General features: G+C 72.5%; 10 protein-coding genes. 2 read left to right on the forward strand and 8 right to left on the reverse strand.

Annotated features, from left to right (window positions below):
* Positions 1–2: 2 nt before the first annotated feature.
* On the reverse strand, positions 3–1,058 hold the full coding sequence (locus KV106_RS10885) for an AbrB family transcriptional regulator (RefSeq protein WP_261210166.1): 1,056 nt from the start codon (positions 1,056–1,058) through the stop codon (positions 3–5).
* 71 nt (positions 1,059–1,129) lie between these two features.
* Here KV106_RS10885 and KV106_RS10890 point away from each other — a divergent pair, with 71 nt between their 5' ends.
* Entirely contained in the window at positions 1,130–1,981 is an 852-nt protein-coding gene (locus tag KV106_RS10890) for a ChaN family lipoprotein (protein WP_261210168.1), read from the forward strand.
* Positions 1,982–2,075: 94 nt separating this feature from the next.
* Here the strand turns inward: KV106_RS10890 and KV106_RS10895 are convergent, their stop codons facing one another.
* The 4 genes from KV106_RS10895 to aptA form a co-directional block, all read right to left on the reverse strand.
* Positions 2,076–7,454, reverse strand: coding sequence for a beta strand repeat-containing protein (locus KV106_RS10895; protein WP_261210170.1), 5,379 nt, complete (start codon positions 7,452–7,454; stop codon positions 2,076–2,078).
* Between the two features lie 159 nt (positions 7,455–7,613).
* Complete coding sequence (locus KV106_RS10900) at positions 7,614–9,224, reverse strand: CsgG/HfaB family protein (RefSeq protein ID WP_261210172.1); 1,611 nt, start codon at positions 9,222–9,224, stop codon at positions 7,614–7,616.
* Between the two features lie 11 nt (positions 9,225–9,235).
* Positions 9,236–9,823: a hypothetical protein gene (locus KV106_RS10905; RefSeq protein ID WP_261210174.1), complete on the reverse strand. Its 588-nt coding sequence runs from the start codon at positions 9,821–9,823 to the stop codon at positions 9,236–9,238.
* A 259-nt stretch (positions 9,824–10,082) separates the two neighbouring features.
* A complete protein-coding gene (aptA, locus tag KV106_RS10910) occupies positions 10,083–11,417 on the reverse strand; it encodes an omega-aminotransferase AptA (RefSeq protein WP_057594449.1) in 1,335 nt (444 codons plus the stop codon).
* A gap of 132 nt (positions 11,418–11,549) precedes the next feature.
* Between aptA and purU the strand changes: the two genes are divergently transcribed.
* The gene (gene purU / locus KV106_RS10915) at positions 11,550–12,404 is read left to right on the forward strand and encodes a formyltetrahydrofolate deformylase (RefSeq protein WP_261210177.1); all 855 of its coding nucleotides are present in this window, start codon (positions 11,550–11,552) and stop codon (positions 12,402–12,404) included.
* A gap of 79 nt (positions 12,405–12,483) precedes the next feature.
* On the opposite strand, the gene KV106_RS10920 is transcribed toward purU, so the two are convergent.
* The 3 genes from KV106_RS10920 to KV106_RS10930 all read right to left on the reverse strand — a co-directional run bounded on the left by KV106_RS10920 (position 12,484) and on the right by KV106_RS10930 (position 17,719).
* Positions 12,484–12,861: a YXWGXW repeat-containing protein gene (locus tag KV106_RS10920; RefSeq protein ID WP_057594447.1), complete on the reverse strand. Its 378-nt coding sequence runs from the start codon at positions 12,859–12,861 to the stop codon at positions 12,484–12,486.
* Between the two features lie 143 nt (positions 12,862–13,004).
* Entirely contained in the window at positions 13,005–14,348 is a 1,344-nt protein-coding gene (locus KV106_RS10925; protein ID WP_057594446.1) for an SGNH/GDSL hydrolase family protein, read from the reverse strand.
* A gap of 71 nt (positions 14,349–14,419) precedes the next feature.
* Positions 14,420–17,719 (reverse strand): carboxyl transferase domain-containing protein, encoded by a 3,300-nt coding sequence (locus KV106_RS10930; RefSeq protein WP_261210182.1) that lies wholly within the window; start codon positions 17,717–17,719, stop codon positions 14,420–14,422.
* Position 17,720: the final 1 nt, after the last annotated feature.

Below are 17,720 nucleotides of genomic sequence, written 5' to 3' on the forward strand. Positions count from 1 at the left end.
CCTTACCGGTAGATCCACTGGAACATCGGCCCCACAAGCAGCAAAACGGCCACCAGCCGGCAGACCTGGAACGCCGTCACCACCGGCACCCCGAGCTGCAGCACCTTGGCCGTGATCGACATCTCGGCGATGCCGCCCGGCGAGGTGCCGAGGATCATGGTGGCCGGATGCAGCCCGGTGGCCCAGGCCAGCAGCCAGGCCACGCCGGCGCACACCACGAGCATGGCCAGCGTGCCCACCGTGACCGAGCCCAGCCAGCGCGGCGCGGTGTGCAGGAACTCGCGGCTGAAGCGCACGCCCAGGCTGACGGCGATCACCAATTGGGCGGCATTCGACATCCAGCCCGGCACCGCCGACAGCGACAACCCGGCGACGGTGAAAGCCATCGCGACCAGCAGCGCGCCCATGAACCACGGGTTGGTGCGGCCCAGCGCGCGCATCGCCAAGCCGCCCGCGCCCGTGGCCACCGCCAGTAGCGCGAGGCCGCCGGGGTTCACCTCGCGCGCGCTCGGCGGGTTGATCTCCAGGCCGTGCAGCCCGCTCCACTGCATCGCGAACGGGATCGTCACCGTCACGATCAGCACGCGCAGGCTGTGGGCCGCGGCGACGAGGTCGGTGCGCGCGCCCTGGGCCTCGGCCAGCAGCGTCATCTCCGAGGCACCGCCGATCGCGCCCGCGAAGTAAGTCGTGGCTCTCATGGAGCGCTCCGGCACCTGGGGCATGCGCGGCGCATGCAGGCCGTAGAGCCAGCGCCCGAAGCCCCAGCCCAGCAACAGCGCCCAGGCGATCGCGAGCACGATCGCCCACCAGACGCTGGCCACCAGCGCGACCACGTGCGGCGTGAAGTACAGGCCCAGCGCGGTGCCGATGGTCCACTGCCCGGCGTTGCGCAACGGCACGTGGCTGGCCGTGGGCGCGCCCGCGATCGAGGCCAGCGACACCGCGAGCAGCGGGCCGATCATCCAGGGCAGCGGGGTATGGAGCGCGAGGCAGATCTGGGCCGCCACGAAGGCGAGCAGCAGCGTGGCCAGCACGCGGACCGGGAAGGAAAGGGACACGCGGAACGGACGGACAGGCGGTAGGGGCAAAGGACGGCAGCGCGCGCGGCGCCGTTGCGTAGTATGGCGCGATGTCTTTCGCGCACCGGCCCGTCTCCGTCCTCCTGCTTGCTCTTCTGGGCAGCACCCTCATCGCCGGCTGCGCGGGCTGGCCCGGCGGCGCCGAGGCGCCCGACGCCCCCATCGCCCGCCGCGTCGAGGCCCTGCTGCCCACCGACGCCCTGCTGCTCGGCGAGCAGCACGATGCCCCCGAGCACCATGCGATCGAGCGCGAGACGGTCGAGGCGCTGGCCGCGCGCGGCCGGCTCGCGGCGCTGGCGCTCGAGATGGCCGAGGAAGGCAGCGGCACCGCGCACCTGCCGGCCGCGGCCACCGAGGCCCAGGTGCGCACCGCGCTGAGCTGGAACGACAAGGCCTGGCCCTGGGCCGACTACGGTCCGGCCGTGATGGCCGCGGTGCGCGCCGGCGTGCCGGTGGTCGGCGCCAACCTGCCGCGCGCGCGCATGAAGGACGCGATGGCCGACGTTTCGCTCGACGTGCAGCTCAACGGCGAGGCCTACACCGCGCAGCAGGACGCCGTGCGCGAGGGTCACTGCAAGCTGCTGCCCGAATCGCAGATCGTGCCGATGACCCGGATCCAGGTCGGCCGCGACCGCGCCATGGCCCAGGCCATCGTCAAGGCGCGCCAGCCGGGCCGCACCGTGCTGCTGATCGCGGGCGCGGGCCATGTCGACCGCCAGCTCGGCGTGGCGCAGCACCTGCCCGACGAGGTCTCGTTCAAGACCGTGCGCCTGCTCGCCGCGCCCGCCGATGCCGCGGCGACGTCGGTCGGCTACGACCGCACCTGGCGCACCGCGCCGCTGCCCGAGAAGGACTACTGCGCGGAGCTCCGCAAGTCGATGGGCCCGGCGAAGAAGTCCTGACCGGTCCGGACGTGCGAAGGCCGCGGCGGGACGTGCGTCCGGCCGCGGCCTTCGTCTTTCTTCGCGCGACGGGCCCGCGGGCCCGCCCCCCGCTTCAGCGCGCCAGGATCGACGAGGTCGCCGAGTTGCCGGTGGCCGAGGCCGTGACCTGGTTGCCCGTGGTGCGCAGCGTGCTGCTGCCCACCGCGCCCGTCGAAGTCACGCCGGCGCCGAAGTTCACGGCGGTCACCGTGGCCGTCACCGCGCCGCTGTTGACCTGGTAGCTGCCGACCGCCGCGCTCGGCGTGCCCGTGTTCAGCGCGGTCTGCGTCACGCGGTTGGTGGCGCTGTTGCCGTAGGCCTGCGCCGCCAGCGAGTTGCCGGTGACGCCGATGCTGCCGTTGAGCGTGCCCGGGCCGGTCGCGTTCAGTGCCACCTGGTAGCTCACGCCGCTGCTCGTCGCGCTGACCGCGCCCGTGTTCACCTGGCTGTTGAGCACGCCCGCGCTGGCGCCGACGTTGAGCGCCAGCGGCGAGGCCGTCAGCGTCGCGCTGCCGGTCGAGGCCGCGCCCCCGTAGCCGCTGCCCGCGCTCGAGTCGACCACGTTGGTGGCCGCGTTGCCGCGCGCCAGCGCCGAGGTGGTGTTGCCGTTGAGCGCGATGCTGCCCGCGTTCAGCGGCACCGCGCCCGCGAGCGTGATGCCCGCGGCGGTGGTGGCGCTCGCGCTCACTGTCGCGCTGCTGGTCTGCACGTTCGACACGCCCACGCTCGCGCCCTGGGTGGCATCGCCGGTCACGGTCGCGCTGTTGGCGGCGCGGTTCGCCGAGGCCTCGGCCAGGGTGCTGTTGTTCGACACCGTCGCCGCCCCGCTCGACAGCCCGGCGGTGCCGGCCACCGCGCCGTCGTCGTTGTAGATCGCGGTGCTCGCGGTGCTGGTCACGCTGGTCGCCGCGGTCTGGCGGTTCGACACCAGCTGGTCGCCGGTCGCCACCACGTTGGCCGGTCCGCCGGTCTCGGCAAGCGAGACGCTGCCGGTGGCGGCCGCGGGCTTGATGTTGGCCGCGGACACCTCGAGCGTGTTGGTGGCGTCGTTCATCACGCCCAGCGCGGTGTTGGTGTTGCCCGAGAAGCGCACCGACGAATCCGTGGACGCGACCGGCGCGAACAGTTCGGCGCTCGAGCTGGCCGACACCGACGCCTGCGCGGACTGCGTGGACTGGATCGCGCCGCGCGCATCGACGGCCGCGCCTTCGAGGCTGAGCGAATTGGTCGCGGTGTTGGTGACCGCGCGCGCGCTCTGGCGGTTGTCGGACACGCTGATCGTCGAGGCCTGCACCGTGGCCGTGCCCGTGCTGTCGACGCCGATGCTGCCGGTCGCGACCGCCGACACCGGGCCCACGCCAAGTTGCGCGTTGCCCAGCCCATGGTCGGCCGTGATCGCCACGCCCAGGCCCGGCCCGCCCGCGGCCTGCGCCGTGGCCGGGTCGCCGGTGGCGACGCTGCCGCCCTTGACCGCGATGCTGTTGGTCGCCGAGTTGCCGGTGGCCGCGCTGCCGGTGGCGTTGCCCTCGAGCGTGGCGGCGCTGCGGGTCAAGGCATTGGTGCCGGTCAGCGTGAGCTGCGTGACGTTGGCGGCCGTCGCGGCCACCGCGCCGATGCTGTCCTGCGCGTTCAGCAGGCCGGTCTTCGCGCCCTGCGCCGTGCCGCCGGCCAGCGAGACGGCATTGCCCGCGCGGTTGCCCGCGGCCTCGGCCTGGGTCTGGTTGCCGGTCATCGCGATCGCGCTGTCGGTCACGCCCGCCGCGGCGGGCACGGCGCGATCGGCGTTGTAGATCGCGGTGTCGGCGCGCGCGCTGGCGCCGCCCACGGCCGACTGGCGGTTCATCAGCGCATGGTCGGAGACCACGCCGCCGTCGCCCGGCAGCGCGGCCTGCAGCACGATGGTCGGCAGTGGCGCGCCGGCGGGGGTGGTGTCGGCCGCGATCGCAATGCGGCTGGTGGCGTCGTTGGACACGGCCAGCGCGGTGTTCGCGTTGCCCGCGATGCGCACCGAGGAGTCGCTCACCGAGCCGGGCGCGTAGGCCTGCGCGAAGGAGCGCGCCTCCACCGGCGCGATGCTGGCCTGGCCCGACTGCAGCGCGCTGCGTCCCGAGACGTTCGCGGCCTGCAGCGAGAGGTCGTTGGCCGCGGTGTTGGCCACCGCCTTCGCGCTCTGGTCGTTGTTCGAGACGCTGAGCGTGGTGTCCGCCACCAGCATGCCCGCCGCGGTCGAGATGCCGAAGGCGCCCGCGGCCTTGGAGGAGATCGGCGCCGTGCCGATCGCGAGCTGCGCGTTCGACAGCGAGTGGTCGGCGATCGCGCCGCTCAGGATCGTGGTGTTGGCCGCTCCGGCCACCGGCAGCAGGCTGGCCGCGGCGATGTCGTTGCCCTTGACCGCGATGCTGTTGGCCGCGGCATTGCCGGTGGCCGAGCCGTGCAGCGTGTTGCCGTCGACCGAGAGCTGGGAGTCGGTCACGCCCTTGCCGCCCAGCTGCACCTGCACGCCGCCCTGCAGGGCCAGCGGGGCGCCTTCCTGGCCGATGACCGAGGCGACCTTGGCGCTGCTGAACTGCAGGTTCTGCACCGCGGTGGTGGTGGCGATGCCGAGCGCGTCCACGCTCACGCCGTTGGCCGCGCTGTTGCTCGTGGCCGCGGCGACGGTGGCGTTGTTGTCGGCGTCGATCTTCGAGCCGCCGACCGAGCCCGCGACCTGCGCCACCTGCACCAGCACCTCGGGGCCGCCGCTGCGCGTGGCCAGCACCGAGCCCTGGCCCGACTGGCCGTTCTGCACGCTGAACGAGGCCTCGGTGGTCATCGCGCCGCCGGCGACCGTGGCGCCCGGGATCACGGGGCCCGCGGTGTCGATGCCGGTCGCGCTCACCTGCACGGTGTTGCCGGTGGCCCGGCTGCCGTAGGCCAGCGCCTCGGTCAGGTTGCCGCTGCTCGACACCGATGCATCCGACAAGCCGCCGCTGACGATGGTGCGCACCGCGTTGCCGCCGACCGCGCTGGCCTCGATCTTGGTCGAGGCGCCCGCCACCGACTGCAGGTTGGTCACGTTGGCCACGGCCGCGTAGCCGCCGCCAGCGTCGATGTTGTTGGCGCCGAGCTTGAGCGCGTTGGCGCCGTCGTTGCCGTAGGCGGCCGCCACGAAGACGTTGCGGTCGTTCGCCACGCTGCCCGCGTCGACGCCGTTCGCACCGGCGACCGTGACCGCGAAGGCGTTCACGCCGACCGCGGTGGCGCCGACGGTGGACTGCACCGACTGGCTGCTGAGGATGCCGTAGGAGGCGTTCACGGCCGGCTGCGTCGCCAGCGTGTTGTCGAACGGCAGGTTGTTCGCGACGTTCACGTTGACGACCGAGGCCGGGTCCTTGCCGGCCGTGACCGCGAGGTCGCCGCCCGCGACGCCCAGCGTGTTGGTCACGGAGTTGCCGTAGGCGATGCCGCGCTGCAGGTTGTCGGTCAGCGCGGCCGAGCCGCGCACGAGGTCGGAGCCGACCGCGATGCGCGCTTCGGCGACGTTGAGCAGCGCGCCGGTCGAGGAGCTGCCGTCGTTCATCTGCACGCTGGCGATGCCGGCGCCGGTGCCGACCGCGTTGCCCTTGAGCGAGAGGTCGCTGGTCGCGCCGCTGCCCACCGCCACCGCCTCCTGGCGATTGCCGGTCAGCGAGAGCGCGCTGTCGGTCACGCCGCCGAGCGAGTTCGCGGTGAGCCAGATCTTCGAGCCCTGGTTCAGCGCGGTGGTCGTGCTGTTGTTGTAGTTGCCCTGCAGGTTGGTGAGGGTGGCCGGGCCGCTTGCCGACACGCGCCCGTCGGCGCTGGTGCCGCCGGTGAGCGCGACACTGTCGCTGCCGCCGCCCAGCGTCATGGTGTTGGCCTCGAGCGCGAGGCGCTGGTCGGCCTGGTTGCCGCGCGCGGTGGCGGCCGCGGTATTGCCCGAGACCGCGACCGTGCTGGCATTGGTCAGGCCGGTCACGCCGTCGCCGGTCTGGGCCGCGATCACCGCGCCGTCCGCTGGCGTGGTGCCGATCCGGGCCGTCACCGCCGATTCCGAGTTGGACTGCTGGTTCGAAATGCCCGCGGTGCCCGCGAACGAGGCCGCGCCCGCGCCGGGCACGATCGCGCTCGAGGCGATGTTGCCGGTCGCCGCCGCGCCGACCGCGTTGTCCTTGAGCGCGAGGCCGCCCTTGTCGAGCGATTGCACCCCGGCGAGCACCTGGCCGCTCACCGTCTGCGCGACCAGCTCGGTGCGCAGGTTGCCCTGGCTGTTGAGCACCGCGAGATCGGCGTCGAGCTTGCTCGTGACGGCCACGCCGCCGTGCACGCTGTTGTTGATGCCCGCGGTGCCCGTGCCCGCGACCGACACGCCGGCGCCGACCACCACGCGGTTGCCGGCCGTGCCGGCGGTGGCCGAGAGCGCCTCGTTACCGGTGGCCGCGCTCGAGATCGCGTTGCCCTGCACCGACAGCGAGCCCTGCAGCGTGTTGACCGCGCCGCCGCCCAGGCCGTTGACCAGGCCCAGCACGGTGGAGCCGCTGTTGTCGGCCACGTGCTTGACCGCGGCGAGGATGCCGTCGCCGTTGACCTGCAGGTTCGACACCACGGCCGCGCCCGCGAAGCTCGGCGCGCCGCCGGCCTGGACCTCGGCCGCGCTGCTGGCGCTGTTGCCCTTGAGCGTGGCCGACAGCGTGTTGCGATCGAGCGCTGCCGCCGCGGTCACGGTGTTCGCGCCGCTGGAGGTCAGCATCAGGTCGATCATGTTGCCGGCCAGCGCCGCGCCCGAGGGGCCGCCGACGCCGCGCTGCAGCGAGGTCACGACCAGGTTGCCCTGGGCGTCGAACAGCGGGGCGCCACCGGGGAAGCTCAGCGCCGCGCTGCCCGTGATGCCGGTCGCGCCGGCCATCGCGCTGCCGGTCACGAGCGAGCTGCCCTGGTTGATGGTGCTGGAGGCCGAGATCGTGTTGTCGGTGGCGCTCGCGCTGCCGCTCTGGAAGTTGTTGAGCTCGACCGCGAGCTTGCTGCTGGCGACGCCGCTGGTGATCGCGCCGCTGTTGTTCGCCACGCCCAGCGAGGCCGCGTTGTCCACCGGCGTGGCCGGCGGCGTGCTCGACAGCGGCTGGATCGCATTGGCGAAGGCGTTGCCGGTGGCGCTCGCGCCGATCAGGTTGCCGCTGGTGGCGGCCGCGACCGGATTGGGATTCGAGGGCGTGCCCGTGACGATGGTGCCGCCGGTGGCGCCGGTGATGCCCGCGCTCACCGCGCCGCTGTTGGTGGGCTGCGAATTGACCATCGGCGTGCCGGCCACCGAGCCGTTGAGGGCCGCATCGACCGAGGTGTCGGCAGCCTGCGCGGCACCGGCGGCGAGCAGGGCCGCCGCGACGGCGGAACCAATGCGGTTGAGGCGGATGGCGGGCTGGCGTGCGCCCCGGCTGCGGATCTTGCGTGCTTTCATGGAGTGACTCCTCGGGTGGGATGGCGATGTGGACGACGGAAAACGGATGAACGAACGGACGGAAAGGAAGAAGAAGGAAGGCCAGGAAGAAAACGGCGGGCGCGAGCGCCCCCGCGCGGGCCCGCTGCACGGGACGCGCCGGGACGGTTCGCGGATGGATCAGCTGCCGCGGCCCGGGCCGGCGGCGGGGTCGGGGTTGGCCGCGGCCGTGGCCGCGCGGCTCTCGACGGTTTCGGAGGCCGCGGTGGGCTCGGCCTGCGCGGCCGACGGTGCGGCGGCGCGGTCGCCGCCGGTGGCGGGTGCCGGCGCGCCGGTCGCGCTGGTCGCCGGTGCGGAGGAAGCGGCGCTCGGCGCGGGCGCGGCGGATGCGGCCGCCGGCGCCGGCGCCTGCAAACCGCCCACCACCGCGGCACCCACGCGCAGCTTCGCGACCTCCTGCAGCCCGGGCCCGTCGCGGTGGATCGAGGTGTCGGCCGCGTCGGGCCGCCACAGCACCGTGATCGCGCCCGGCGCGATGCCGCGGTTGGCCAGTGCCGAGGTCACGGCGGCGATGCGCTGGTCGGTGAGCTCGTCGCGCTTGCGCGCGTCCCAGTTCTCGGTGTCGCGCGCCACCAGCACGATGTCGGTGGCGCCCTTCTTCGCGGCCGCCGCCACCTGGTCGATCTGCGCCAGCGCGCTGCCGCCGAGCGTGGTGGCGCCGAAGTCGAAGGCCACCTGCAGCGCGGCGCCGGTCAGCCGCGCGCCGCCCGAGCCCGCGGCGTTGACGGCCACGCCGGGGCTCGCCTGCACCACCGGCGGCGCGGCGCCGGCACCGGTGCTCGCGTCGGCCGGGTTCTGCACCTTGCGCAGCTGCTCGGCCGGCACCAGCGGGATCTGCTCGCCGCCACCGGGGCGCAGGGTCATGCAGGGCCGGTGGTCGACCTGCGTGACCGCGGCCATGAGCCGCACCACGCCTTCCTCGAGCGCGGCGCGCACGCCCATCTGCACCGGCTCCTGGCCCTTCGCGCCGATGTCGACGTCGTAGAGCCGGCTGCCGAAGAAGCGGAACACGTTGAGCCCGACCTCGTAGCCGTTGAACTGCTTGGTGAGGCTCACGGTGCGCACCACCATCAGCGAGCGCGTGTCGACGATGCGCAGGTCCACGCCCACCGACTGGGTGAAGGTGCGCGCCTTCACGCCGACCTGGTTCACCGCCACCTCGGCGCCGCCCGAGTTGATGTTGTAGTTGAGCTCGGTGATGCCGCCCACGATGAAGTAATCGGACTTGTTGATCGTGCCGCCGAAGTACGGCATCCACGGCACCACCTGCGCGCCGCCGCCCGGCCCGCCGCCGAGCTGGTGCGTGCGGCCGTCGCCGAGCTGGCGCCGGTCGGCGTAGGCCAGTTCTCGCTCGGCGATCACCGGGTCGAAGCGCTCGGCGATGCGCACCGCGCCGCCGAGCTTGCCGAGGGCCGAATAGACCATCAGCGCGCCGCCCTGCGTGATCGCGTTGCCTTCGTTGATGCTGTACTTGCCGGTGTAGTCCTTCACGTCGCCCACGCCGATCACCACCTCGGGCCGGCGCGTGGCCGCGATGTGGTCGGCGAAGCAGGCCAGCACCGGTTCCATCGGCGTGACGTTGTCGCGCACCGAGGGGCCGAGCACCACCGGCGCCTCGTTGGGCGCGAAGCGCTGCTGCGGCGCCGAGACGCAGCCGGCCAGCACCAGCACGCCGGCGAGAGGGCCCGCGAGAAAGACCGCCCGGCGGGCGTGGGGCGAGATGTGCTGCATGGCGCCCCCGTTCAGTTGAGCACGCCGAAGGCGCAGGCGGCGCTGCCGCTCACGCCCGCCGTCTGCGCACCGGTGTTGCCCTGGGCCGAGTTCAGCGCCTGCCAGGCCGCGCCCTGCACCTGCGTGCTGGTGCCGCCGACGACCGCCGAGCCCACTGTGCCCGCATTGGCCTGGTTGGTGCCCACCACCGCGGCGCCGAGCGTGCCGACCGCGCTGTTGCTGTCGTTGCCCGTGGCGCCCGAGCGCGCACCGGCATTCGCGGGCGAGTTGGCGACCGTGCTGTTGTTGCCGTCGTTGCCGGTCGAGGTCGCCGAGACGTTGCAGTTGTACTGGCGGCCGACCGTGGTGTTGTAGACCGGCGCCGCGTAGTAGCCGCTCTTCTGCTTGCGGACCATGTCCTGCACCGCGGCCTGGTTGACCTTGTCGGTGCTGGTCTGGAACTGCCAGGCGGCGTTCTCGCCGACGTTGTTGGCCTGCGCGCGCGGCGCCGCCACCAGCAGCAGCGCCACCATCAGGCCCACGTGCACCGTGGCGGCCCAGCGCGCACCACGGCGGAGATCGGGACACCGGGACCCGGCGGCACGGATTGCACGAGGCATGGCAGCTCTCCTTTCAGGAGGAAGAACACTTAAACGAAAAGTGCTACTTCTTTGTAAAGAGAATGCTATGGATCGGGCCACCAGGCTGGCTATTCCGGAAACCAGTAGTACCTATGAGTACAAACCAGTGGTGAGCACTGGATGGCCGGACAGTGCGGTCGCCCCGATTTTGTGCACCTCGCAGGGTGCCGATCGGGGGGCGCGCCCCCGTGGCGGGGGTGCGTCCGCGGCCCGTTGCGGGCCGCGGGAAAGACCAGGATCAGGCGTGCGCCTTGATCGAATCCGCCAGCGTGTTCACCAGCGTGTCGATGTGCGACTTCTCGACGATGTACGGCGGCGCGATCACCAGCACGTCGCCCGCGGGCCGCACCAGCGAACCCTTGTGGAAGCAGTCGAGGAACACGTCGTAGGCGCGCTTGCCCGGCGCGCCCGCGATCGGCGCCAGCTCGACCGCCGCGGCCAGGCCGAGGCTGCGGATGCCGATCACGTTGGGCAGGCCCTTGAAGGTGCCGTGGAAGGCGTCGCCCAGGAGCTTGCCCATCTCGCCGGCGCGCGGGAACAGGCTTTCCTTCTCGAACAGCTCGAGCGTGGCGATCGCCGCCGCGCAGGCCACCGGGTGGCCCGAGTAGGTGTAGCCGTGGAAGAACTCGACCACGTGCTCGGGCGCGTCGGTCTTCATCATCGCGTCGTAGAGCTTGTCGCGGCAGATCACGCCGCCCAGCGGGATCACGCCGTTGGTCACGCACTTGGCGAAGTTCAGCATGTCGGGCACCACGCCGAAGTAGTCCGACGCGAAGTTGGTGCCCATGCGGCCGAAGCCCGTGATGACCTCGTCGAAGATCAGCAGGATGCCGTGCTTGTCGCAGATCTCGCGCAGGCGCTTGAGGTAGCCCTGCGGCGGCAGGTACCAGCCGGCCGAACCGGCCACCGGCTCGACGATGATCGCGGCCACGTTGCTCGGGTCGTGCAGCGGCAGGATGCGGGTCTCGAGCTCGACCAGCGGGTCCTCGGCCCACACCGGTTCCTGGTTGTGGATGTAGGCGTTGTTGACCGGGTCGTGGATGAAGCGCATGTGGTCCACGCGCGGCAGGAAGGCCGAGCCGAACACCTTGCGGTTGCCCGGGATGCCGCCCACCGACATGCCGCCGAAGCCCACGCCGTGGTAGCCGCGCTCGCGGCCGATGAAGACGTTGCGGTGGCCCTCGCCGCGTGCGCGGTGGTAGGCCAGCGCCACCTTCATCGAGGTGTCGGCGGCCTCGCTGCCGGAGTTGCAGAACAGCACCTTGTTGAGGTCGCCGGGGGCCAGCGCGGCGATCATCTCGGCCGCGCGGAAGGCCTTGTCGTTGCTGATCTGGAAGGCGGTGGCGTAGTCGAGCGTGTCGAGCTGCTGCTTGATCGCCTCGTTGATCGGCTTGCGGTTGTGGCCCGCGCCCACGCACCACAGCGACGAGATGCCGTCGATCACCTTGCGGCCGTCGTGGGTGGTGAACTCCATCCCGTCGGCCGCCACGAAGACCCGCGGGTCCTTCTTGAAGTGGCGGTTCGGGGTGAAGGGCAACCACTGGTTGTCCATGTTGAAGTCCTGGTAGGCCATGCGCGTGCTCCTGTGTGTCTCGTCGGGATGTGGAAGGCCCCGTCGCCGAACGGCCGGCGCCCCGGGAAAAAGGGACGTGGCGGACGGGGAGAACGGCATTCTGGCACCCCTGCGACAATCACGCCCCTGACCATGACCACCACCCCTGCCTACATCCTCACCCTCTCCTGCCCGGACCGCACGGGCATCGTGCATGCCGTCTCGGGCTTCCTGCTGGAGCGCGGCGGCAACATCGAAGAGGCCGCCCAGTACAACGACCACGACACGGGCCTGTTCTTCATGCGCGTGCGCTTCGCCTGCGCCGAGCACGGCGAGGCCGCGCTGCGCGAGCAGCTCGCCGCCTTCGCCCAGGGCTTCGGCATGACCCTGCAGCTGCAGGCCGCCGCCCAGCCGATGAAGACGGTGATCCTGGTCAGCAAGGAAGGCCACTGCCTCAACGACCTGCTGTTCCGCTGGAAGAGCGGCCTCCTGGCCATCGACGTGCGCGCGATCGTCTCGAACCACCGCGACTTCTACCAGCTGGCCGCCAGCTACAACGTGCCCTTCCACCACATCCCGGTGACGGCCTCGACCAAGGCGCAGGCCGAGGCGAAGCAGCTCGAGATCATCGAGGCCGAGGGCGCCGAGCTCGTGGTGCTGGCGCGCTACATGCAGATCCTCAGCAACGACCTGTGCCAGAGCCTGGCCGGCCGCGCGATCAACATCCACCACTCGTTCCTGCCGAGCTTCAAGGGCGCCAAGCCCTACTACCAGGCGCACGACCGCGGCGTGAAGCTGATCGGCGCCACCGCCCACTACGTGACGGCCGACCTCGACGAGGGCCCGATCATCGAGCAGGACGTGGCGCGCGCCGACCACACCGACACCGTCGAGGACCTCACGGCCCGCGGCCGCGACACCGAGAGCCAGGTGCTGGCGCGCGCGGTGAAGTGGCACAGCGAGCACCGCGTGCTGCTCAACGGGCATCGCACCGTCGTGTTCCGCTGAGCGGGCGCCAACCCGAAAGCAAAAGCCCCCGGCGCGGCCCATGCAGGCCGCCCCGGGGGGCTTTTTCGTGCCGGCCGCGTCAGTTGCGATTCGGATTGTTCGGCCGGCGGTCGTAGCGGTTCGGCACGCCGTCGCCGTCGCGGTCCCAGCGACCCGAGCTGTAGACCCAGCGGCCGCCGTCCTGGCGCCATTCGGGCGCGCGGTAGGCATAGCCCGGGCGGGCGCGCACCCAGACGCCGCCGATCCACACATGGCGGCCGCCACGCCACTCGTAGTGGCCCGGGGCCCAGACATAGCCGCGGCGCGGCGGCGGCACGCGCTCGTAGCGCGGCGGCGGCGGCGGCACCTGGATGGTCACCACCGGCTGCGCCTGGGCGGCCGTCGGCAGCGTGAGCGCGCCCACCGAGAACAGCGAGGTGGCGGCAACGGAAAAAGCGATGGCTGCGAGTTTCTTCATGGCTAGGCTCCATGAGTTGTTGGAGGAGCCTTCATGCTGCCGGTGCCTTGTGAACCGCCTGTAAGCGCCACGCGAAATCTTGTGTAGAGCTGTGACGCGCCGCCCGGCGCGCCGCCTGCAGGCGGCGGCCGACGCGCGTAGGCCTATTCCCGCAATTCCTGCAGATCGACCGCGCCGGCCATGGCCGTGAAGCCCGCGGCGTTGGGATGCAGGTGGTCGCCGCTGTCGTAGGCCGGCAGCAGCGCCAGCGGCTGCGCGGGATCGCGCAGCGCGGCATCGAAGTCGGCCACCGCGTCCACGTCCTGGCGGCCACGGATCCAGCGATTGACCGCGCCGCGCAGCGCCTCGGTGTGCTCGTTCCAGTACGACGAACCCTTGAACGGCGGGATGGTGCCCAGCAGCACCTTGAGCCCGCGCTCGCGCGCCTGCCGCACGAGCTGCTGCAGCCCGGCCTCGAGCTGCTCGGGCGTGGGGATCTCGCCGGCCGGCACGGCCTGCCCCGGCAGCCCGATGAAGGCGGTGCGGCCGATGTCGTTGGTGCCCATCAGCACGATCACGTGCGTGACGCCGCTCTGGCCCAGCACGTCGTCGCCGAAGCGCGCGAGGCCGCTGCGGCCCGCGCCGCCGTACAGCAGCCGGTTGCCGCCGATGCCGACGTTGAGCACCGCCACCTCGCGCGCCGAACCCGGTCCCTTGCGCAGCAGCGTCGCGAGCTGCTGCGGGTACGAATTGCCGCCGCCCTCGCCGTCGAGCCCGCCCGCGGTGATCGAATCGCCGAAGGCCACCACGGTGCGGATCGCGCGCGGGGCCCAGACGTCCACGCCCGTCACGAAGGCGTTGACCGGCACCCGCTGCACCTCGGGCAGCCGCGCCGCCGCCACCGCGTTGCCGTTCGACATCCAGGTGGCGTTGCTCGGCTGCAGGTGCACCGTCGACAGCGGCGTGGAGCGCTCGTAGTAGCTGCTGACCACCAGCGTCTGCCCGGCCTCGACCGCGAAGTCGACGCCGTCGCTCCAGGCCTCGGCGCCGGGCGCGATGACGATGCCCGGTCGGCCGTCGAAGCGCAGCGCGCGCAGCGAGGACGGAGAGATCGCGCCGCCACCCGTGCCGCGCGCCACGCTCGCGGCCGTCACGCCCAGCGGCGCCGTGCCGAAGCGGTTGGAGAAACGCACGCGCAGCCGCTCGCCGCCCACGCTGGGCTGCAGCTGCTGGCGCAAGGTGAGGCCGGGGAAGGCGCGGTCGTCGGGCGCGACCGGCGGCGGCGTGCCCAGCGGCGAGATCTGGCGGAAGTCCAGCGGCGCCGAGGCCCAGCTGCCGACCCAGTGGTCGGCCGCCACCGGCGAATGCGAGGCCGGCGCGGAGGCGGAAGATGCCGGGGCATCCCCCGACGGCGCCGCGCAGGCGGCGGTGGCGAGCAGCGCCAGGCACAGCGTGCCCGCCGCAAGCCTGGCGCCGATCCCGGCGAATCCATGTGAAACCAGCGTCATGCTCCTCGGGCGAAAGCGCCAGAGTGTACGGAGCCGCCTTGTCACTGCGCGTGACAAGGTCTGCGCGCGGGTTACCAGGTGTCGACGTAGGGCGCGACCGCCTCCTCGCGCCGCCCGGCGGCCGAGGCCAGCCCGCGCACCAGCCAGTCGCGCGTCTGCGCGGGATCGATCACGGCGTCGATCTCCAGCGTCTGCGCCATGTGGATCGCTTCGCCGTTCTCGTACTGCTGCGCCACCAGCTGCTTGAACAGCGCGTCGCGCTCGGCCCCTTCGGCCGCCGCGGCCAGCTCCTTGCGGAAGCCCAGCCGCACCGCGCCCTCGAGCCCCATCGCGCCGAACTCGCCCGTGGGCCAGGCCACGGTGAACACCGGCGCGTCGAAGCCGCCGGCCGTCATCGCCTGCGCGCCCAGGCCGTAGCCCTTGCGCAGCACCACCGCGAAGAAGGGCACGCGCAGGTGCGAGGCCACCATGAACATGCGGCAGACATGGCGCACCTGCGCCTGTGCCTCGATCTCGGGGCCGACCATGAAGCCCGGCGTGTCGCACAGCGAGACGATCGGCAGGCCATGCGCATTGCACAGCTGCATGAAGCGCGCCGACTTGTCGGCCGCCTCCACGTCGATCGCGCCGCCCAGGTGGTGCGGGTTGTTGGCCATCAGCCCGACGGGCCTGCCTTCGATGCGCGCGAGCGCCGTCACGATGCCCGCGCCGAAGCCCGCGCGCAGCTCGAGCAGCGAGCCGGTGTCGGCCACGCCGCGCATCGCGGCGCGCACGTCGTACACGCGCAGCCGGTTCTCGGGCACCACGTGGCGCAAGGCGCGCGGGTCGGCGCACTGCCAGTCGGCGACCGGGCCCTGGAAGTACGACAGGTACTGCTTCGCGGCCGCGACCGCCGCGGCCTCGTCCTCCACCAGGATGTCGATCACGCCGTTGCGCGACTGCACGCTGCTCGGCCCGATCTGCTCGGGCGCGAAGCTGCCGAGGCCGCCGCCCTCGATCATCGCGGGGCCGCTCATGCCGATGTTGCTGCCCTTCGTGGCGATGATCACGTCGGCACAGCCCAGCAGCGCCGCGTTGCCCGCGAAGCAGCGGCCATGCACGATGCCGACCACCGGCACCTTGCCCGAGAGCGCGGCGAACTGGCTGAAGGTGTGGTTGTTGAGGCCCGCCACGATCGGCATGTCGGTGTCGCCGGGCCGGCCGCCGCCGCCCTCGGCGAACAGCACCACCGGCAGCCGCAGCTGGTGCGCCACCGCGAGCAGCCGGTCGGTCTTGTGGTGGTTGCGCATGCCCTGCGTGCCGGCCAGCACCGTGTAGTCGTAGGCCAGCACGGCGCAGCGCGACTTCTCGGGGCCGAACTGCCTCGCGTTGATGCTGCCGATGCCGGTCACCATGCCGTCGGCCGGCGTGTTGGCGACCAGATCCTCGAGCGTGCGGCGGCGCGTCTGCGCCGCGATGGCGAGCGCGCCGTACTCGATGAAGTTGCCGGGATCGGACGCGCTGTCGCAGAGGTCGGCGATGTTCTCGCGCGCGGTGCGTCCGCCCTGCGCATGGCGTTTGTCGACGGCCGCCCGGCGGTTCTCGTCGAGCGTGAACGCATGGCGGTCGATCACCTTCTTCAGATCGGGCCGGATCGCGTCGAGGTCGTGTTCGGCGCGCGCCTCGGTGTCCACGGCCTGCGCGTCCACCGCCTCCAGCCGCAGCAGCGACTGGCCCTCGACCAGGAAGTCGCCCGGCGCGGCCAGCAGCGCCACCACGCGGCCCGCGGTGGGCGCATGCAGCAGGTGCTCCATCTTCATCGCCTCGAGCACGCCGAGCTGCGCGCCCGCGGGCAGCACGTCGCCGACCGCGACCTCGAACTGCACCAGCTTCGCGGGCATCGGGGCCTTCACCGTCAAGCCATCGTCGGCTTCATCGATCGCCGGGGCCGCCGCCTGCGCGACGACCGGCACCATCTCCTTCGCGCGCTTCTCGAGCGACGCAGCGGCCGCCAGCAGATCGCCCAGATGCGCCTCGACGAAGCGCGTGTGCACGGCCTGGGTCGCGAACTCGGGCCGCGCGGCGATCGCGCGCAGCAGCGGCAGGTTGGTGACGATGCCCTCGATGCGGCACTCGTCAAGCGCGCGCAGCGAGCGGCGCAGCGCATCGGCGAAACGCGCCGAGGGCGCATGCACGATCAGCTTGGCCAGCAGCGTGTCGTAGTGCGGCGAGGGCGCCAGGCCCGCATAGCCGTGCGTGTCGACGCGCACGCCGGGCCCGGCGGGCAGCTCGAAGCGCGCGAGCGTGCCGCCCGAGGGCCGCGCCTGGCCCTGCGCATCGAGGGTCTCGGCATTGATGCGCCACTGCAGCGCGAAGCCGCGCTGCGCCGCGGTGCGGTCGGCCTCGATGCCGAGCGCGGCCAGCGACTCACCGGCCGCCACCGCGATCTGCAGCTGCACCAGGTCGAGCCCGGTCACGGCCTCGGTCACCGTGTGCTCGACCTGCAGCCGCGGATTGGCCTCGATGAAGACATAGGGCAGCGTGGCCGAGGCCGCGTCGACCAGGAACTCGAAGGTGCCGAGTCCGCGATAGCCCACGGCCCGCGCCATGCGCAGCGCGGCCTGCGTGAGCTGCGCGCGCAGCGCCTCGGGCAGCGAGGGACTGGGCGCGATCTCCACCAGCTTCTGGAAGCGCCGCTGCAGGGTGCACTCGCGCTCGCCGAGACTGGCCACGGCCTGGCCGTCGCCGAGCACCTGCACCTCGATGTGGCGCGCATCGCGCATCAGCCGCTCGACGTACACGCCCTCGATGCCGAAGGCCGCGCGCGCTTCCGACATGCAGCGCGCATGCGCCTCGGCCAGCTCGCCGGCCTCGAGCACCGCGCGCATGCCGCGCCCGCCGCCGCCGCCGATGGCCTTGACCATCACGCCCGCGCCCTGCGCCTGCTGCTCGGCGAAGAAGGCCTGCGCCTGCGCGAGCGTCACCGCGCCCGCGCTGCCGGGCATCACGGGCACCTCGCAGCGCGTGGCCAGTTCGCGCGCGCGCGCCTTGTCGCCGAACAGGGCGAGCTGTTCGGGCGTGGGCCCGATGAACACCAGCCCCGCATCGGCGCAGGCCCGCGCGAAGTCGGCGCGCTCGCTGAGGAAGCCATAGCCCGGATGCACCGCGTCGCAGCCCTGCGCCTTCGCGGCCGCGACCAGCGCGCCGATGTCGAGGTAGGCCGCGGGTCCGGTCGCGTCGAGCGCGAGCGCCACGTCGGCCAGCTGCACGTGGAGGGCCGAGGCGTCGTCGCGCGCATGCACGGCCACGCTGGCGATGCCGAGGTCGCGCAGGGCGCGCACCAGGCGCACGGCGATCTCGCCGCGGTTGGCAATCAGGACTTTGGAAAACACG

Source organism: Variovorax endophyticus (assembly GCF_025376855.1).
Lineage (GTDB): Bacteria > Pseudomonadota > Gammaproteobacteria > Burkholderiales > Burkholderiaceae_C > Variovorax.

Excerpts from the sequence above, each read along its gene's own strand:
- KV106_RS10920 (WP_057594447.1), bottom strand. The coding sequence starts at position 12,861 with ATGAAGAAACTCGCAGCCATCGCTTTTTCCGTTGCCGCCACCTCGCTG.
- KV106_RS10890 (WP_261210168.1), top strand. The coding sequence starts at position 1,130 with ATGTCTTTCGCGCACCGGCCCGTCTCCGTCCTCCTGCTTGCTCTTCTG.
- KV106_RS10900 (WP_261210172.1), bottom strand. The coding sequence starts at position 9,224 with ATGCAGCACATCTCGCCCCACGCCCGCCGGGCGGTCTTTCTCGCGGGC.
- KV106_RS10895 (WP_261210170.1), bottom strand. The coding sequence starts at position 7,454 with ATGAAAGCACGCAAGATCCGCAGCCGGGGCGCACGCCAGCCCGCCATC.
- KV106_RS10905 (WP_261210174.1), bottom strand. The coding sequence starts at position 9,823 with ATGCCTCGTGCAATCCGTGCCGCCGGGTCCCGGTGTCCCGATCTCCGC.
- purU (WP_261210177.1), top strand. The coding sequence starts at position 11,550 with ATGACCACCACCCCTGCCTACATCCTCACCCTCTCCTGCCCGGACCGC.
- aptA (WP_057594449.1), bottom strand. The coding sequence starts at position 11,417 with ATGGCCTACCAGGACTTCAACATGGACAACCAGTGGTTGCCCTTCACC.
- KV106_RS10925 (WP_057594446.1), bottom strand. The coding sequence starts at position 14,348 with ATGACGCTGGTTTCACATGGATTCGCCGGGATCGGCGCCAGGCTTGCG.